General features: G+C 67.9%; 13 protein-coding genes. 7 read left to right on the top strand and 6 right to left on the bottom strand.

What is annotated here, in order from left to right:
* Positions 1–428: 428 nt before the first annotated feature.
* From VFZ09_RS30255 to VFZ09_RS30270, 4 genes are all read left to right on the top strand, one after another.
* Complete coding sequence (locus tag VFZ09_RS30255; RefSeq protein WP_329731175.1) at positions 429–1157, top strand: transposase zinc-binding domain-containing protein; 729 nt, start codon at positions 429–431, stop codon at positions 1155–1157.
* Positions 1067–1495: a transposase gene (locus VFZ09_RS30260; protein WP_414640763.1), complete on the top strand. Its 429-nt coding sequence runs from the start codon at positions 1067–1069 to the stop codon at positions 1493–1495. The genes VFZ09_RS30255 and VFZ09_RS30260 overlap by 91 nt, the downstream gene beginning before the upstream one ends.
* A gap of 207 nt (positions 1496–1702) precedes the next feature.
* Positions 1703–3562, top strand: coding sequence for a hypothetical protein (locus VFZ09_RS30265; RefSeq protein ID WP_329731176.1), 1860 nt, complete (start codon positions 1703–1705; stop codon positions 3560–3562).
* A 469-nt stretch (positions 3563–4031) separates the two neighbouring features.
* Positions 4032–4262, top strand: coding sequence for a tyrosine-type recombinase/integrase (locus tag VFZ09_RS30270; protein ID WP_414640764.1), 231 nt, complete (start codon positions 4032–4034; stop codon positions 4260–4262).
* A 47-nt stretch (positions 4263–4309) separates the two neighbouring features.
* On the opposite strand, the gene VFZ09_RS30275 is transcribed toward VFZ09_RS30270, so the two are convergent.
* The 4 genes from VFZ09_RS30275 to VFZ09_RS30290 all read right to left on the bottom strand — a co-directional run bounded on the left by VFZ09_RS30275 (position 4310) and on the right by VFZ09_RS30290 (position 9221).
* On the bottom strand, positions 4310–4468 hold the full coding sequence (locus VFZ09_RS30275) for a hypothetical protein (protein WP_329731177.1): 159 nt from the start codon (positions 4466–4468) through the stop codon (positions 4310–4312).
* Positions 4469–4538: 70 nt separating this feature from the next.
* Positions 4539–4979 carry a hypothetical protein gene (locus VFZ09_RS30280; protein WP_329731178.1) on the bottom strand — a complete coding sequence of 147 codons (441 nt, stop codon included), beginning with the start codon at positions 4977–4979 and terminating at the stop codon, positions 4539–4541.
* 165 nt (positions 4980–5144) lie between these two features.
* Positions 5145–6746, bottom strand: a complete 1602-nt coding sequence (locus VFZ09_RS30285) for a class I SAM-dependent methyltransferase (protein WP_329731179.1) — start codon at positions 6744–6746, stop codon at positions 5145–5147.
* Positions 6747–7466: 720 nt separating this feature from the next.
* Positions 7467–9221: a M1 family metallopeptidase gene (locus VFZ09_RS30290; protein WP_329731180.1), complete on the bottom strand. Its 1755-nt coding sequence runs from the start codon at positions 9219–9221 to the stop codon at positions 7467–7469.
* A 118-nt stretch (positions 9222–9339) separates the two neighbouring features.
* Between VFZ09_RS30290 and VFZ09_RS30295 the strand changes: the two genes are divergently transcribed.
* From VFZ09_RS30295 to VFZ09_RS30305, 3 genes are all read left to right on the top strand, one after another.
* Positions 9340–11730, top strand: coding sequence for a 3-hydroxyacyl-CoA dehydrogenase/enoyl-CoA hydratase family protein (locus VFZ09_RS30295; RefSeq protein ID WP_329731181.1), 2391 nt, complete (start codon positions 9340–9342; stop codon positions 11728–11730).
* A gap of 90 nt (positions 11731–11820) precedes the next feature.
* Complete coding sequence (locus VFZ09_RS30300) at positions 11821–12993, top strand: thiolase family protein (RefSeq protein ID WP_329731182.1); 1173 nt, start codon at positions 11821–11823, stop codon at positions 12991–12993.
* Positions 12994–13277: 284 nt separating this feature from the next.
* Positions 13278–14507 carry a hypothetical protein gene (locus VFZ09_RS30305; protein WP_329731183.1) on the top strand — a complete coding sequence of 410 codons (1230 nt, stop codon included), beginning with the start codon at positions 13278–13280 and terminating at the stop codon, positions 14505–14507.
* A gap of 42 nt (positions 14508–14549) precedes the next feature.
* On the opposite strand, the gene VFZ09_RS30310 is transcribed toward VFZ09_RS30305, so the two are convergent.
* Together VFZ09_RS30310 and mrpC are read right to left on the bottom strand one after the other, a co-directional pair.
* Positions 14550–16430, bottom strand: coding sequence for a MutS-related protein (locus tag VFZ09_RS30310; RefSeq protein WP_329731184.1), 1881 nt, complete (start codon positions 16428–16430; stop codon positions 14550–14552).
* Positions 16431–16584: 154 nt separating this feature from the next.
* Positions 16585–17331, bottom strand: coding sequence for a Crp/Fnr family transcriptional regulator MrpC (gene mrpC / locus VFZ09_RS30315; protein WP_043411430.1), 747 nt, complete (start codon positions 17329–17331; stop codon positions 16585–16587).
* Positions 17332–17476 lie beyond the last annotated feature (145 nt).

The raw sequence follows: 17476 nt of genomic DNA on the forward strand, positions 1-17476 counted from the left end.
CTCTTGCTGCCCTCGCGCACCAGTCGGACCGCATCGGCCCTGTACTCCGGGGTGAAACTCCGCCTCTTCCTTCGCTCCATGAACACTACCTCCCGTGTAGCCGACTTATGAGGTGTGTCCACAAAACCGGGGCAGGCTCAATCTTTCCCATTTCGGGGAAGCGCTCCGCCTCCGCGCACACATGGTCTCCCGCAGCTGATTCACATTACTTGGGGTGGCTGAACGACTGGTCGGCAGCCGCCGCACGGGTCGACCTGCACAATGCCAACCACCCATAAGCACGGCGTAAAAAAGTGGAGGCGGCGGGAATCGAACCTGCCGCCTCCACTCCCAGAGCGGGCCTGGCGGAGTCTCGTGGGAGCCTGGCGGTAGCGTGTGCCCTGCCCCGGTACGTGGAGCGGGACTTCGCCAGGTACCTGGAGTGCGGAGTGCTGGCGCACGGTTTCGCGCGGGTGCGCTGCGAGAGTTGCAAGGACGAACTGCTCGTCGCCTTCTCGTGCAAGGGACGAGGGGTGTGCCCCTCCTGTAGCGCGAAGCGGGCGCAGGTGACGGCGGTGCATCTGGTGGAGCAGGTGCTGCCGCGCGTGCCCTACCGGCAGTGGACGCTGTCCTTTCCGCATCGGGTGCGCTGGGTGCTGCTCAAGGACGTAAGACTGCTCTCGGACGTCCTCACCGTCTTCCTGCGCGCGGTGTTCGCCCTACAACGTCGGCGAGCGCGGAGGCAGGGTATCCGTCGTGGGCAGGTCGGGGCCGTGTCGTTCATCCAGTTCTTCGGCTCGGCGTTGCAGGTGACACCGCACTTCCACTCGCTGGTGCCGGACGGTGTTTTCCTGCCGCGGGAGGGCGGCGTGCGCTTCGAGCCGTTGCCTCCGCCCACGCAAGCAGAGGTGGAGCGACTGCTGCGGGTGGTGCGGCACCGGGTGCTCAGGCGCACTCCCTGCAGCAGCGGATGCGCTGGACGGAGGTGGATGTGCGGCTCCCTCCCCGAAAACAGCCCCGGTGCGCCTTCCTGGAGGGATTCTCCCTGCACGCCAATACGCACCTGCATGCGAACGACAGGCACGGGTTGGAGCGGCTATGCCGCTACGGAGCACGCGGTGCGCTGGCACTGGAGCGTTTGTCACGAGCGGAGGATGGCCGCATCGCCTACCGCATGAAGCGCCCGCTGCCGGACGGCACGACGCATCTGCTCTTCACCGGGCTTACGCTGCTCCGCCGGCTGGCCAGCCTGGTGCCTCCTCCGAGGGCAAACCTGACGAGGTTCCACGGCGTCTTTGCCCCAGGCGCGAAAGTGCGTCCATTTCTGCTCCCTCAAGCAGGGGCGGAGCCGGGGCTGGAGGAGGAGAGCCCCGCCTTTGCCGCGACGGTGGAGGAGCGGAGGAAGGAGCCCACACCCCGTTTGGACCAGGCCGGGCTGCTGCGCAGGACGTTCGCCCTGGATGTGTTCGCGTGCTCGAGGTGTGGAGGCAGGCTTAAGGGTGTTGGCGGGCCGTGAAGTGAGCAGGAGGGGTGAGAGCGATTCTGGAGCACCTGGGTCGTCCTCGGCCCTCCTTGGCCCCTCTGCACCAGCCCTCCCCCTCAACACGGCCTCTATCCTGCCTATACGCCGAGCTGGGCGCGAAGCTGCGTCAACGGTTTCATTGACCTCGCCACTGCGGGCCTGAGATGGTGCGGCCCGACATTTCCCAAGAGGGGGGGACAGATGAAGATGCAGTCGATATGCGGGCTGGCGCTCGCCGCGTTGGTGTTGTTCGGATGCCCGGGGGAACAGACGCAGCCGGAGGAGGAGGCCAGCCTGGCCTTTACCACCCAGCCCTCGAACACCCCCGCGGGCTCCCCGCTCACCGTGAGCGTCACCGTGCGGGATGCGCAGGGCAATGCGCTCTCGGATTCCAGTGCCGCCGTGACGCTGGGCCTCGCGGCCAATCCGGCCGGTGGCGAGCTGCTCGGCACCACCACGGTGAACGCCACCCAGGGCGTGGCCACCTTCTCCCTCCACATCGACAAGGTGGGCACCGGCTATGCGCTCTCCGCCAGCGCCTCGGGCCTGAACGGCGCCACCAGCGAGACCTTCGAGATCCTGCCTCCCCAGGTCGCCGGCACCCGGACGTTGCACTACGTCACCGACACCGGGGAGGTGGCGCGGCCGTCCGACCTCTCCAGCGCCCAGGTGGGGGCGTACGTCGCCGAGGAGGATGGCGGCTTCACCTATTACGCGGGCACGGGCACCGACGCGGGCACCTTCTCCATCCCGGGCGTCCCGCTCCAGAGCTACTACCTGCGGTTCGGCAACGACTACGTGCTCACCTCGGAGCGCGAACCCGACCTGTCCACCTACCAGCAGGGCCGCCCGGACGTGCAGCGCGGCGACGCCGGGACGCTGGTGCACACCACGCTGACCGGCATGCGCCCGTGGCAGAACGATCACAGCGGCAACTCGGACGACCTCCAGATGTACTCGTCGAACGCGGGTGCGTGGTTCATCCAGTTGCACTTCTACGATACGAATGGCGGCCTCAACAGCCCGGCCATTCCCGACCCCGGCGACACCACGTTCGACCAGCTGACCGACTATGGGCGCCTCGCGGGGAACGGCTTCCCCCCGAAGCTGGTGGATGCGGCCAAGGGGGACACGGCCGTCTTCACCCAACTCTCCACGCATGACGCGGGAGTCGTCGATGATGCCGGCGTCTCGATGGGGTTCACCTATCAGTCCGTCGCGAGGGTCTTCATCACCTCGAGCCTGACCGTGCGTGACGGCCAGACCTCGAACGTCTATGGCGTGCTCTCCTCCGTGCCGCAGGACCAGAGCTACGCGGTGGACTGGAAGGTGGACGAGGGCACTCCGGGCTCGTTCGGGAGCTACCGCACGGCGGTGAACCCCCACGCGCTCCTCAACTACAACAGCTTCTACCTGGACGTGATCCCCACGGCGGCCCACGGCTCCTATGCGTCCACGCCGGACCTCGTGTCGTACGTCTCGTCTGGCGGCCAGCCGGATCATTCGTTCCAATTCGTCTACGGCAACCCGTTTCCGGCGAGCTACGCGAAGTTCCTCGGTGCGGAGACGCTCTTCTTCGTGCCCTACACGTTCTCCAAGCCGGAGGGCGGGACGGCCCAAACGACCGTCAACGGCCGCATCGTCACCCGTGAGCTGGTGAGCGGCCCGCGGGTCGAGCCGCTGGTGCCGGGGGTGAGCCCGGTCCGCGAGCCCCAGTTGGACGGCGCGAGCGCCTGGCTCGACCAGTCCATCCATCCCACGCCGCTCGTCTCGTGGACGCCGCCCGCGGTGGGCACCCCGACGCACTACGAGGTCCGCTTCACCGAGCTCGTCTACAACCCCGCCACGGGTCGCCTCTCGCGCGGCTCCGGCGTGGGACGGGTGCTGACGGGGGGCACCCGCGTGCAGGTTCCGCCCGGTCTCCTGCGGTCCGGCAAGCACTACTTCATGAGCATCACCGCCCACCAGCAGCCGGGCCACTCGGTCCAGAGCGCGCCGTACCTGCTCCAGTGGCCGCACTATTACGCGGAAGCCCTCAGTGGGCTGCTCACCGTGCCGTAGCGCCCGGGAGCCTCGCGGCGCCGGAGGATGCCTGGAAGCCAGGCCTCCTCCCGGCCGGGCACATCTCTGGAGGGGACCCGAGCGCGGCGACGGGTGCGCTCGGGCCGGTTCCGGCCCGACGTGATACGAGGGTGGCATGTCGCCATCCTCTTCCCCGCGCCCTCTCGCCGTGTTGGTGGGCGTCCAGCTCCCCGGCGTCTCCGACACCGAACACGCCGCGGACCTCGCCGAGCTCGGGCGGTTGGTGCACACCCTGGGCTACGAGGTTCCCTCAAGCAGGGGCGGAGCCGGGGCTGGAGGAGGAGAGCCCCGCCTTTGCCGCGACGGTGGAGGAGCGGAGGAGGGAGCCCACACCCCGTTTGGACCAGGCCGGGCTGCTGCGCAGGACGGAAAGCCCTGGATGTGTTCGCGTGCTTGAGGTGTGGAGGCAGGCTTAAGGGTGTTGGCGTACGGGAAGGGAGCAGGAGGGGTGAGGCACACCTACGGCAGCCACCTCGCCATGCGGGGTGTCCCTCTCAAGGTCATCCAGGCGCTGATGGGCCATGCGACCATCGAGATGTCCATGCGGTACGCCCACCTCGCGCCCGAGGCCCGGGAGAGCGCCGTGCAGCAGCTCGACCTGCCCGTGCGCCAGCTCCAAGCCGTTCCGGGCAGAAGAGCCGAAGGGGTCACACCGGAGAAGGTGTCAGACGATTCGTAAAGCGCATCGTCCGACTCGAATCCTCTGACACCCTCCCCGGGCTTTGGTCAGCTCTGGAGCGCCTCCGCCACCGGCCGGATGACTTCAGTGGCATCGTCCACTGCCGCAAGCGCTTCGTAGAGCGCCTCGTGGAGCTGTCCGGGGTCCTCGGAGAGGGCGAACCCGAGAGCGGAAGCTGCTCGAGCCTTCGAGAAGAGCCGAAGCACATCCGGCCTCTTTGTTTCATCGCCTTCCTCATGGCCAGATCGGGAGAGATCGAATCCAAGCGGAACATGATCACGGCACCTTCAGCGGCGTCACGGGGACCGCTCCTGCTCCCTCGATGGCAGCCGCGCAGGAGGGACAGATCGGACGAGTCGCGCCGACCTCAAGGAGGCGCAATCCGTTCTGCTGAGTGAAGCTCACGAGCCTCTCCCAGAAGCCGCCACTCCAGTCCACCAGGCGCCCCACCTTCCTGGAGAGGTTGGCGCGCAGGTACTGCATGAAGGAGGCGAGCGCGGCCCCCCGTGCCCATACCAACAGGTGGAAGTGATTGGAGGCGAAGGTGAAGGCGTGCAGCCGTACGCTGCCCGCACTCTGCTGGACGGCTCGTGCCAGCACGCCCCCCACCACCTCGTTCATCTCCACGCTGGGACGCAGCAGCAGCCGTCCCTGGTAGCACCTGGATGTGACGAAGTAGTAGCCCTCCTCCTGGAACATCCTCAGCGGCCAGCCCATCCCCTCTCCCTCCGCACCGTCCGCGAGGTCGATGCACCCCGCGGGCCAGCCGCAACTCCTCGGAAAGACTTGGAGGCCGCGAGGTTCACCCGTCTACGCCGAGTCTCGTTCGCGTTCGAGTCCCGCATTTCGACTTCTTTGACACCACCACGCCACCACGGGCCCCTATGCATCAACGCGTGCGGTCACGTGGGACTTGAGTCTCTCGAGTGCGTGCCGCCAGCCAAGCACAGGAGATTTGACGAAGGGCCTTCCTGACCGAACAGAGTTCAAAGCGTGGCCTACGCTCACGATGGAGCGGCCATTCGAACCATCGCCCACTTGAATCCGCACGGAAGAGCCACGCAACCCGTGAGGCTGTTCGAATCGCCATTCCACCGTTCTATCGTCAACCCGATGAACGCGCATGGCGTGCGGAACGCCGTCGACCTGGAACACACCGGCGCCTGCGCTCATCCGGAAGTCCTGATGGTACCAGACTCTGAGGGAGGCCTCTTCCACCAGGGCATCCAGAACCACGGAGCTGGGAGCGGTGATCGCGATCCGCCCCCAGAGCGTTCCCGCGGGCCAGCGCAGCTTCATCCAGAGCCAAGGGTGGAGCCATGGGGGAATCACCCTGACCAGCTCAGCACCGGGCTCTTCGAGCGTTGAGCAGCCCAGACCTATTTCGGCACTCTCCTTCTCGCTGATCCAATGAGGGGAGGCCGGAGAAACGCGCTTCCTCATGATTGCGACATAGGACCCTGTGGGCAATCCAACGTACGGAGCGCGACGTACCTCGAGAAACTCGAAGCCCGGCTCGAAGAGCCTCCGAAGCTCGGCCTCGGAGAAGGATGACACGTTGATGCTGGCCTGGAACTCGCCGGCGAACACCTGGAGGAACAACATGCCCCCTGGCTCCAGAGCATTCCACACCCTGTCTAGATAGCGGAGTCTCTGCGCGGGAAGAAGGCAGTGGAAGCAACCCCGGTCGACCACGAGCGATGCGGGCTTGTCGTAAAACGATCCGTCCAGAACGTCACCGCAGACGAACCGCACCTTCATCCCTTCGCGCTCCGCATGGGTAGACGCCACTCGAATCGCGAGATCCGCCCGGTCAATGCCCACGACATCGAGGCCCGCCCGGCACAGGAGCTGCGAGTTCTTCCCTATTCCGCAACCGAGATCGTATGCACGCCCGGCTCGAGGGAGAAGACTGCGGTCGAACGCATCCGAAAGGGTTGGCTCCCCAGCCGAAAGGTGCCAGTCGCCCGAGAACCGGTAGAGCGCGGGTATTTGCCACATGAGCCAGTGCAATAGTCCGCTCGGTTGCGCGGCAAACCCGGCGTCGACTTCCTTCCTCCAGTCGATGATCACGTCAGGCCTGATTCCGTTCCCCGCTCGCACCACGAGTGCTGTCGGGAGGAGCACCGGAGCCAGGAAGGACAAGATGTTGCGAATGCGTCCCTCCGTACACCACTCCCAGGGCGTTGCCGAGAAGACCACGGCGCTGATGGACTCGGTGACGACATTGCTGCCGAATACATCTCGAAAGCCGGGGAGCACGGTGACCTTCCCCGACCCGACCAGCTCTCCGAGAGACCGCTCCGCCTCCGACGTGAGCCGGCCATGAGACTCTTCGAGGAAGAGAAAGACCTTCGACGCCCCGTTCTCGAGCACCGTACGCGCGTTGCGTGCCTTGCCGAATACAATCGCCGTCCCACCCCGCTCGAAAGGCTTTCGATCTTGTACGAGACGGGAAAAATGGGCCTCGAACTTCGCATCCACGGTTGGCTCGGCGTGCATTGTGGATGACAGTATTCGTACCCGGGCTTCTGGAGCAAGACCTCGTAGGGCGCGTCGTGGCTGCGTGCTCCCCCAAGCAGGAGCGGAGGAGAGGAGCGTGACGCGCCCCCAGGAAGTAGCAGAGGAGGCGAGCGTGGCGCCTGAGGCAGGAGCGAGGCAGGAGCGGAGGAAGGAGAGGACGCCGCCAGTAGACTTTCGCGGGGCTGCTGCGCAGGACATTCGCGGTGGACGTGTTCACCTGCGTCAGGTGTGGAGGCAGGCGGCGGGTGCTGGCGTATGTAGCGTCGGCCGTCCTGGCTGCGAATGAACCGGACGACCGGCAGCTTCACTCCCTTGAGAGGGTGAGCCGGCAGCGTGACGGTCACGCGCTCAATTAAGGGTGGAGGACCCGTGGCAGTGTGTCGATGCTGTCGTGAAGCAAGCGAGAGGGGTGCGCGCGATTTTGGAGCACCTGGGATTGCCCATGGCAGGTGCGCGTCTGGCCCCAGCGCGAGGGATACCCCAGGCCGCGTGGTGTTGAGGCTCAAGACAGCCAAGAGGCCCAGGTCCCCTGCCGCACCCCTCCTGGGAGGACGGCCTGGGCCGGCGTGTACCCCAAGGCGAGTCGCGCATCCTCGTTAGGAGTAGGCTCGGCTCAGAGCGGCGGGGAACTTTTGGTGGAGGCGGCGGGAATCGAACCCACCGCCTCCAAGAGCCTCGCGGCTACGCGCGGTTGAGGATGGACTCGACCGCGGCTCGGGCGATGGGGTGGTAGCGCTCGGCGTAGCGGTTGAACAGGCTGCGCGCCAGCGCCTTGCCCTCGGTGGTGCTCGCCAGCGCCCCGTACAGCGGCTTGAGGTACTTCATGCGCCCCACCTCGCCCAGGAAGGCCTCCGTGCGTCCCAGCGCCGGTGCCCAGCCCGCCCGCAGCGACACCGTCAGCCACGACACCAGCACCTCCGCGTTCTGGCTCTTCGTCAGCTGGAAGCGATCGTCCAACTGCCGGAACGTGTCCTTCGACGTCCCCTGCGACAGGGACTGGAGGTAGAGCTGCCACTCCGCCGGCGTCCACTTCTCCACCTCGTCCTTCGTGGGCACCTTGCCCTTGTAGCCCGCCATGCGCTCCAGGCGCTCCGAGCGCGGCACCGGCGCGCTGCCCGGAATGCCCGGCTTGTCCAGGTACGCCTCCGCGTCCACCTTCGCCAGCGCCCCCGGCAGGTGCTTCTCCACGAACGCCGTGAACTGCTCCGTGGTCAGCGCCTGGAACCGGTGCGCCTCCAGGTAGCGCTTCAGGAAGGCGTCGAACGCCGGCCGGCCCACCGCGTCCTCCAGCGCCCTCAGCAACAGGAATCCCTTCTCGTAGGGAATCTGCGAGAAGGCCTCGTCTGGATCCACGCCCGCCAGGTGCGTGCGCAGCGCGGTGAGCCGCGGATGCGCCTTGAAGTGATGGATCGCGTCCTCCAGCACGCGCCGGCCCAGCGCCGCGTGCAGCTTGGCCACGTCCTCCCCGTAGAGCGCCTCGACGATGCGCCGCTCGGCGAACACGGTGAAGCCCTCGTTCAGCCAGAAGTGCTCGGCCGTTGCGTTCGTCACCAGGTTGCCCGTCCACGAGTGCGCCAGCTCGTGCGCCACCACGCTCACCAGGCTCTTGTCCCCCGCCAGCAGCGAGGGCGTCAGGAACGTCAGCCGCGGGTTCTCCATGCCCCCGTACGGGAACGACGGCGGCATCGTCAGCAGGTCGAACCGCTCCCAGTCATACGGACCGAAGAGCTCCTCCGCCGCGCGCAGCATGGAGTCCACGTCCTCGAACTCCTCGGCCGCCTCCTCCAGCACCTCGGGCTCGGCCCACACGCGCGAGCGCGGCCCCAGCTCCTTCGCCGCCAGCCGCCCCACCGCGAAGGCCAGCAGATAGGGCGGAATCGGCTGGGGCATCTCGTAGCGCTCCTGCGCCTCCACGCCCTGCTCCTCGCGCCCCACGAAGCCCGCCGCCATCACCGCCTTGAGCTCCTTGGGCACCGTCAGCTCCGCCTGGTAGCGGATGCGGATGCGCGGCGTGTCCTGGAGCGGCACCACCGAGCGTGCGTGGATGGCCTGGCACTGGCTGAAGAGGTACGGGTACTGGCCTCCCGCCGTCTGGGCCGGCGTCAGCCACTGCAGCGCGCTCGCCTTCGGGGATGTCCGGTAGCGGATGGTCAGCTGCTTCGTCCCCGGGCGCAGCTCCACCCTCAGGCGGCTGCCCAGGATGGGCTCGGGCGGCGACAGCAGGTAGGGCAGGGGCTTGCCCTGAGCGTCCACCACCGAGCGGATCTCCAACTCCCGCGTGTCCAGATCCAACGGGCCGGCGGATGCTTCCTTCAGGGTGAGGGTGGCCTCCGCGTGCAGCCGGCGCGTGCGGAAGTCCACGCGCGCCTTCCAGGTGAGGCGCTCGGTCTCGGGTTGGGTGTCGTCGTTGTACGAGTGCGGATCGGGTCGGGCCATGGGGGCTCGCACCTTACCCTCCACCGGCCCGGGACTGGGGCTTCAAGAGCCGGTTGACTTTTGAATCAACCGGCGCAATGTCTGGTGCCACCCTTTTTGAATTCGGGAGCCTCTTTCGATGACGATGCGGATCCGCAAAGTGGCAGTTCTGGGCGCGGGCGTGATGGGCAGCGGCATCGCCGCGCACCTGGCCAATTCGGGCGTGCGAGCCCTCCTGCTGGACATCGTTCCCCCCAAGGCGGCGCCGGGTGAGGACACGGCCTCCAAGGCCTTCAAGAACAAGTTCGCCCAGGGCGCCCTGGCGAACATGCGCAAGCAGAAGCCCAGCCCCATCGTGTCCGAGCAGGTGTTCACGGCCATCGAGGTGGGCAACTTCGAGGACGACCTCGGCCGGCTGGCCGAGTGTGACTGGGTCATCGAGGTGGTGAAGGAGGACATGGCCGTCAAGCAGGCCCTGTTCGCCAAGGTGGAGCAGCACGCGCGCAAGGACGCCATCATCAGCTCCAACACCTCGGGCCTGTCCATCAAGGGCATGCTGGAGGGCCGCGGCGCCGCCTTCCGCAAGAACTTCCTCGTCACCCACTTCTTCAACCCCGTCCGCTACATGAAGCTCTTGGAGCTGGTGGCGGGCCCGGAGACGGACCCCGAGGTGGTGAAGAGCATCCACCGCTTTGGCGAGGAGGTGCTCGGCAAGGGCATCGTCTACGGCAAGGACACCACCAACTTCATCGCCAACCGCGTGGGCACCTACGGGATGATGCGCACCATCTCGGAGATGCAGAAGGCGGAGCTGTCCATCGAGGAGGTGGACAAGATCTTCGGCCCCGCCATGGGCCGCCCCAAGTCCGCCGTGTTCCGCACCGCGGACATCGTGGGCCTGGACACCTTCAGCCACGTGGCGAAGAACTGCTACGACACGCTCACCCAGGACGAGGAGCGTGACGTGTTCGCCGCTCCCGAGTTCCTCCAGAAGATGGTCGCCAAGGGCATGCTCGGCGACAAGAGCGGCGGCGGCTTCTACAAGAAGGACAAGAGCGCGGGCGGCAAGGACATCCTCGCGTTGGATCTGAAGACGCTGGAGTACCGGCCGCAGGGCAAGGTGCGCTACGAGTCGCTGGGCGCCGCCAAGGAAGTGGAGGACGTGCGCGAGCGCGTGGCCACGGTGCTCAACGGCCAGGACAAGGCCGCGAAGTTCGCCGAGCGGATCACCCTCGACGTGCTCGCCTACGCCAGCCGCCGGATTCCGGAGATCGCCGATGACGTGGTCAACATCGACCGCGGCATGCGCTGGGGCTTCGCCTGGGACCTGGGGCCCTTCGAGACCTGGGATGCCTACGGCGTGAAGAAGGGCCTGGAGCGGATGAAGGAGCTGGGCCTCAAGGCCGCGCCCTGGGTGGAGGAGATGCTCGCCAAGGGCCGCACGTCCTTCTACGGCGTGGAGAACGGCAAGGACACGTACTGGGACATCCCCAGCAAGTCCGTGAAGGTGGTGCCGGAGAACGCCCGCACGGCGCGCGTGGAGTACCTCAAGCGCGGCAACAAGAAGATCACCGGCAATGACAGCGCCACGCTCTGGGACATGGGCGATGGGGTGACGTTGCTGGAGTTCCACTCGAAGATGAACTCCATCGACGACAACATCATCGCGATGATGAACACGGCCCTGGACGAGACGGAGAAGAACTTCCGGGGCCTGGTCATCGGCAACGATGGGGCGAACTTCTCTGCGGGCGCCAACATCATGGCGCTGCTGTGGGGCGCGAAGAACGGCGAGTTCGACACCATCCGCAAGATGGCGTCGGGCTTCCAGGCGGCCAACCAGCGCATGCGCTACAGCCCGGTGCCGGTGGTGACGGCGCCCTTCAACCTGACGCTCGGCGGCGGCGCCGAGTCGGCCATGGGCGGCAACGCCATCCAGGCCTCGGCCGAGCTGTACATGGGCCTCGTCGAGGTGGGCGTGGGTCTCATCCCCGGCGGCGGCGGCACCATGCAGCTGCTGCGCAACGTGTACGGCGCGTACTCGGCGGACAAGGACTTCGACGCCTTCCCCTTCATCAAGAAGGTGTTCCTGTCCATCGGCACCGCGAAGGTGGCCACCAGCGCCGAGGAGGCGCGCGAGCTGGGCTTCCTCAACGCCAACGACGGCATCAGCGCCAACCGCGACTTCCTGCTGTCGGACGCCAAGCAGCGGGTGCTCGGCATGGCCAACGCGGGCTTCCGCGCGCCGCGCCCCACGCGCTTCCGCCTGCCCGGCTCCAGCGGCTACGCCACCATCGACATGATGCTCTACGACATGGAGCTCAATGGCCAGGTGTCCGCGCACGACCGGAAGATCGCCCAGAAGCTGGCGCGCGTGCTGACGGGCGGCGACACCAGCCCGCAGGTGCTCGTCACCGAGGAGCGGCTGCTGGAGCTGGAGCTGGAGGCGTTCCTCAGCCTGTGCGGCGAGGAGAAGACCCAGGACCGGCTGATGCACATGCTCGAGAAGGGCAAGCCGCTGCGCAACTGAGGCGGCGGCGTTAGGCCAGTTTCCAAGTCATCCACTGAGTTTCGAGATTCTAAAGCCCGGGGGTCGCTCCCCGGGCGAGGAGACAGACAGATGTCCGCTCGAGTCGTGATTGCCAGCGCGGTGCGCACCCCGTTCACCCGCGCGCACAAGGGAGAGTTCAAGGACACCCGGCCCGATACGCTCGCGGCCCTCGCCATCAAGGAGGCCGTGGCCCAGGTCCCCGGCCTCAAGCCCGAGGACGTCGAGGACGTGATTCTCGGCTGCGCCATGCCGGAGGCGGAGCAGGGGATGAACGTGGCGCGCAACGCCGCCCTGCTGGCCGGCCTGCCGGACACCGTGCCCGGGATGACCATCAACCGCTTCTGCTCGTCGGGCACGCAGTCCATCGCCCAGGCGGCGCAGGCCATCAAGGCGGGGATGATGCAGGTCGCCGTGGCCGGTGGCACCGAGTCCATGACCATGGTCCCCATGGGTGGCAACAAGGTGAGCGCCAACCCGGAGATCATGGAGAAGTACCCGGAGGTCTACACCTCCATGGGCGCCACCGCGGAGAACATCGCCTCGCGCTACGGCGTGTCGCGCGAGGACGCGGACAAGTTCGCCTACGAGAGCCAGCGCCGGGCCGCCACCGCGCGCGAGCAGGGCAAGTTCAAGGAGGAGATCTTCCCCGTCACCACCACCGTCTTCGACGAGGACGGCAAGGCGCACCAGGTGACGGTCTCGGTGGACACCATCCTGCGTCCGGACACCACGCTGGAGGGCCTGGCCAAGCTGCGCCCCGCCTTCAACCAGAAGGGCGTGGTGACGGCCGGTAACGCGTCGCCGCTGACGGACGGCGCGGCCGCCGCGGTGGTGATGAGCGAGGAGAAGGCCCAGCAGCTGGGCGTGAAGCCGCTCGGCTACTTCCTGGACTACCAGGTGGCCGGTGTGCCGCCGGAGATCATGGGCGTGGGCCCGGTGCCCGCGGTCAAGAAGCTGCTGGCGAAGAACAACCTCAAGGTCGAGGACATCGACGTCTTCGAGCTGAACGAGGCCTTCGCGGCGCAGGCGCTGCACTGCATCCGCGAGCTGGGGATTCCGCTGGACAAGGCGAACCCGAACGGCGGCGCCATCGCGCTGGGTCACCCGCTGGGCGTGTCCGGTGCGCGTCTGGTGGCCACCATCCTGCGCGAGCTGAAGCGCCGCAACGGCCGCTACGGCGTGGTGACGATGTGCATCGGCGGCGGCATGGGCGCCGCGGCCCTCGTCGAGCTGGCGAAGTAGTCATCCCAGACCGCCCCATCCCTCCCTCTCCCCCTCGGGAGAGGGTCGGGGTGAGGGTATCGGGTCCCCGGGTTCCATCCATCACGAGGCCTCTCCGGGCTCACGCCGGGAGGGGCCTTCGTGTTCACTGGCATCGTGGGTTCACCGGGCAGCGAGCAGTGGATGAACTGTCTCGGGCCTCGGATGTCATGCGCGCTTCGGGACACCTCCGGGGCGGCCGTGTCTCGCAAGGGCTCGGAATGACGGCGTGCCGCCGTGGCCCGTGACTTGCCCTGTCCGCGGGCATGACCACGAACAGCGTAGGCTCGCGGCGGAACGATGACACCCTCGTGCTCGGGATGAACCCGCACGTCCAGGCGGAGGCCGAGGCCCTCCAGAAGTCCAACCCCAGCGCCCGGGTGACCACCGTCCGGGACTCCTTCCAGAATGATCAGGTGCGGGCCAGCGGCCCGGATGGCGCGATGCGGGTCCATGATCTGCGGACCCCTGATGGCATCCGGAGCTTCGTGGCCACCCTGGGGCTGCCGCTCGCCCAGGGGCAACAGGTGGCGGCGGCCATCGCCAGTGCCGGCGAGGACGCCCGTGACGAGCTGGCACAGCTGGCCCAGGTGTGGGCCCGGGCGGAGAAGGGTGGGGTGATCCACACGCGCCTCGTGCTCTCCGGGCACAGTGGGGGCACGAGCCTGTGGGGCGAGGAGGGGAGTTTCGTGAACGGGGTGCTCACCCGGCGGGACTTCGCCCGGCTCGCGGCGGCCATGCCCAGGGCGGCGGCGGGGGTCGAGGACCTGTGCCTCGCCGCTTGCTACAACGGTGGCGAGGCCACGATGGAGGCCTGGGGGGAGCTCTTCCCCAACCTCCGGACGATGTGGGCCTACGACGGCAGTGCTCCCGGTACCTTCTCCGGCGCCACGGCGCATCTGGCCCGTTGGGAGAAGGCGACTCGCGGCGCCGTGGATTCGCTCCGGCCGGATGTGCTCCGGGGGTTGCGCAAGGGGGAGAACCTCGCGGTGTGGTCGCGTCTGGGCGGGCACCAGACCGCCACCGTGCGCGCCAGTCCCGCCGATCTGCGTGCCCGGTTCTCCGCGGGGCAGGTGACGTTCGAGCGCTATTTCCAGGGGGCTGTGGTGGTGCGCGAGACCCAGCACGGCCCGCTGCGGGAGCACTACAACACCCTCCAGGCCCTGCTGGGCCGGCCCGAGGTTTCCGCCTCCGAGCGGCTCGGGCTCGAGCGCGCGCGGGATCAGACCCTCCGGCTGCTCTTCTATGGCAATGTCGCAGCTCGTTTTCAGGAGACGCACCGGGCCAGCATCCAGCGGGGGTTCTCGGCGCTCGGGTTGCGGGTTCCTGATTTCTCACGGCTCGGCCGCAAGGAGGCGCTGGCGCTCATTCGCTCCTTCGAGGCGGAGCTCGGCCGGCGGAATCCCCGGCCCTTGGAGGCACAGCGGTTGTCTCCTCTGCTCACCGAGGGACTGCGGGACCTTCAGCGCTCGCGTATTCCGGATAACTGGTTGTGACCTCGGGGGGCGCACGGGGTGTGAGAACGGGGACGGGCACCCTCACCCCGTCCCTCTCCCGGGGGGCGAGGGGATATTGGCTTGTTCCGGGTCCTCCACCGGGACTCCCGCCATCCGCAGCACCCGCAACGCATTCGTCGTGTCCACCACCCCCGGCCTCAGCTGGTAGTCGAACACCATCTTTCCGTTCTCCAGGTGGTCACGGAAGTGCATGTTCACCACCTTCCCGCCGTGCTCCTCCGCCAGGCTCGCCAGGGACAGGTCGTGCGTCGTCACCCCCCCGATCGCTCCTGTCGCCAGCAGCAGCCGCAGCACCTCCCGTGAGGCGATCTGCCGCTCCCGCGTGTTCGTCCCGAGGAGGATTTCATCCAGCAGGAACATCGCGTGTCCCTTCGCCGCCGCCGCCGCGTCCAGCACCGCCTTGATGCGCTGCACCTCCGCGTAGAAGTACGATACGCCCCGCTCCAGCGAGTCCTTCACCCGCATGCTCGTCAGCACCTGCAGCGGTGACACCGAGAAGCCCTTCGCGCACACCGGCGCTCCCGCCAGCGCGAGCACCGTGTTCAGCCCCACCGCTCGCAGCAGCGTCGTCTTCCCCGACATGTTCGAGCCCGTCAGCAGCAGCGCGCTTCCCGGCCCCGGCAGCTCCACGTCGTTCAGCACCGGCTCGTCCAGCAGCGGGTGGCCCACCCCCACCGTCTTCACCTTCGGCCCGTCCGCCTCCAGCGTCGGCCACGTGAAGCCCGGTCGATCAAAGGCCAGCCCCGCCAGGCACGAGAGCGCCTCCAGCTCCGCCAGCGCCTCGAACCAGCCGCGCACCCGCGCCGCGTGCTGCGCCTTCCAGTGCTCCAGCGCGAACAGCGCGTGCACGTCCCACAGCGTGAACAGGTGCACGATGGGGTGGAACTGGTGCCGCTTGAACTCCACGAACGAGTACAGCCAGCTGAAGCGCTTCAGGTGCGTGGAGACCGGCGGCTCTCCCTCGTGCTGCATCCCCGCCTGCACCCGCCTCAACTCCGGGTGCTCGAAACGTTCCCGCTCCACCCGCTCGAAGATGGGCGCGTAGCGCACGAAGCCGTGCTCGCCCGCGCTCATCTTCTCCTCCATCGCGCGCAGCGGACCCCGCGTCGCCCTCACCACCGCCAGCTGCACCAGCACGCCCGCCCACCACGCCCGCCCGTGCACCACGTCGAAGCTGCCCAGCACCATCAGCGTCAGCGTCACCAGCGGCAGCACCACCGCCACCGGCCTCGCCCACCGGATGCTCGTGAGCGACGGCCCGCTCTCCGCCCACTGGATGAACAGGCCCGGGTCCGCCTTCTCCTTCGCCACCGTGCGCGCCTCCACGCACACGTCCTGGCGGAACTCCACCCGCGGCACCAGCTCCCGCGCCGCTCCCTGTCTCGCCCTCACCGCCTCCGCCTGCGCCGGCCAGGACAGCCACGCCGCGAGCCGCTCCTCGCCCGCCCGCGTCGCCGTTTCGTTCATGAGCTGGAAGACGCTGCCCTGCCCGAAGACGTCCAGATCCGCCGCGTACAGGTGCGAGCCCGTCAGGAAGCGCTCCCCCCGCTCGGCGAAGTCGTGCCAGCCCCGCGTCAGCCGCGCCAGCCCCCGCTCGTTGAGCTGCACGTACAGCCGCTGCCGCTCCTCGCGCAGGAACACCTGGTGGTGCAGCACCGCCAGCACGAGGTAGCCGGCGAACGCCGCTCCCGCCGCCCACCACCATGTCTTCGGCAGCCGGTGGAACAGGACGAGCCCCGCCACCGCCGCTCCCGAGAGGAACACCAGGGCGCGCAGGTTGGCGTAGCGGGCGCTGACATCGTCCAACCGCTTCAGCTCCGCCTCGGCGGCGGCGCGGCGCTCGGTGTACGTGCGATGCGGGGAGGAGGACTCGGGCTGGGGAGTGGTCACGGGCGCGCGCATGCTGGGTCGCCCGGGCGGACAGGGCAAGCCCGGACACGCTCGCGGGGCCCGGAAAATGGCGAACCCCGGCGCCAGACCCGTGGGAACGGGTGGCTGCCGGGGCTCTCGGGTGTCGTGCCCGCTCAACCGGGAAGACAACCGCTCCAAGGCCGAATCACTTCTCCTTCGAGGCCAGCTTGCGCAGCGCCTTCTGGTCGCGGATGCAGAGGATGCGGCCCACGTTGCCCAGCACGCCGTCGCGCTTCATCTCGTTGATGAGCGTGGACACGAACGAGCGGGACGCGCCCACCAGGTCCGCCAGATCCTGCTGGGTAATCCCGCGCAGGTCCGTCTCGCCGCCGTGCGGGCAGCGCTCGCCGTGGGCCTCGGCCAGGGTGAGCAGGGTGTCCGCCAGACGGGCCGGCACTTCCTTGAAGGTCAGGCCCAGCACGCGCTTGCGCAGCGAGCGCACGCGCTCGGCGTAGGCGCGAACCACGTCCACCGCCAGGGCCGGCCGGGCCTCGAGCTGCGCGCGGAAGTCGCGGCCCTCGATGCTCCACACCTCGGCCTCACCGGAGGCGATCGCCATCTCCTCCACCGGCGTGCCCTCGGGACGGAACAGCTCGCCGAACAGGTCGCCCGGGCGTAGGATGCTCACCACCGAGCGCGAGCTGTTCTTGCCCAGCCGCATCAGGCGCACCCGGCCGCTCTTGAGCAGGTACACGCGGTCCGTCGTGTCGCCCGGGCGGTAGATGACCGAGTTGTGCGGGAAGCTCTCGACCTTGAAGTAGCCCTTGAAGTCGATCGCCTCCTGGCCGGGGATCAGCTTGTTGGCCGTGACGAGCATCCCGGAGCTGGTGGTCTGGATGGGAGCAACGACGTTGGAGCCGATGGGACCGAGGGGACGATTGAAACCGTGCATGTGGGCACTCCTGCAGGCGGTTGAAAGTTGGGTTGCTGTGCTGCGGACGGAACAGTCCCTTTCCAAGCTTTGTGCCAACCCGAACGCTTCTCCCAAGTCCTGAAAAACCCTGCAATGACGGCTACTTGGCGCTACACTCCCCGTT

It is taken from the genome of Archangium sp. (assembly GCF_036277355.1).
Lineage (GTDB): Bacteria > Myxococcota > Myxococcia > Myxococcales > Myxococcaceae > Archangium.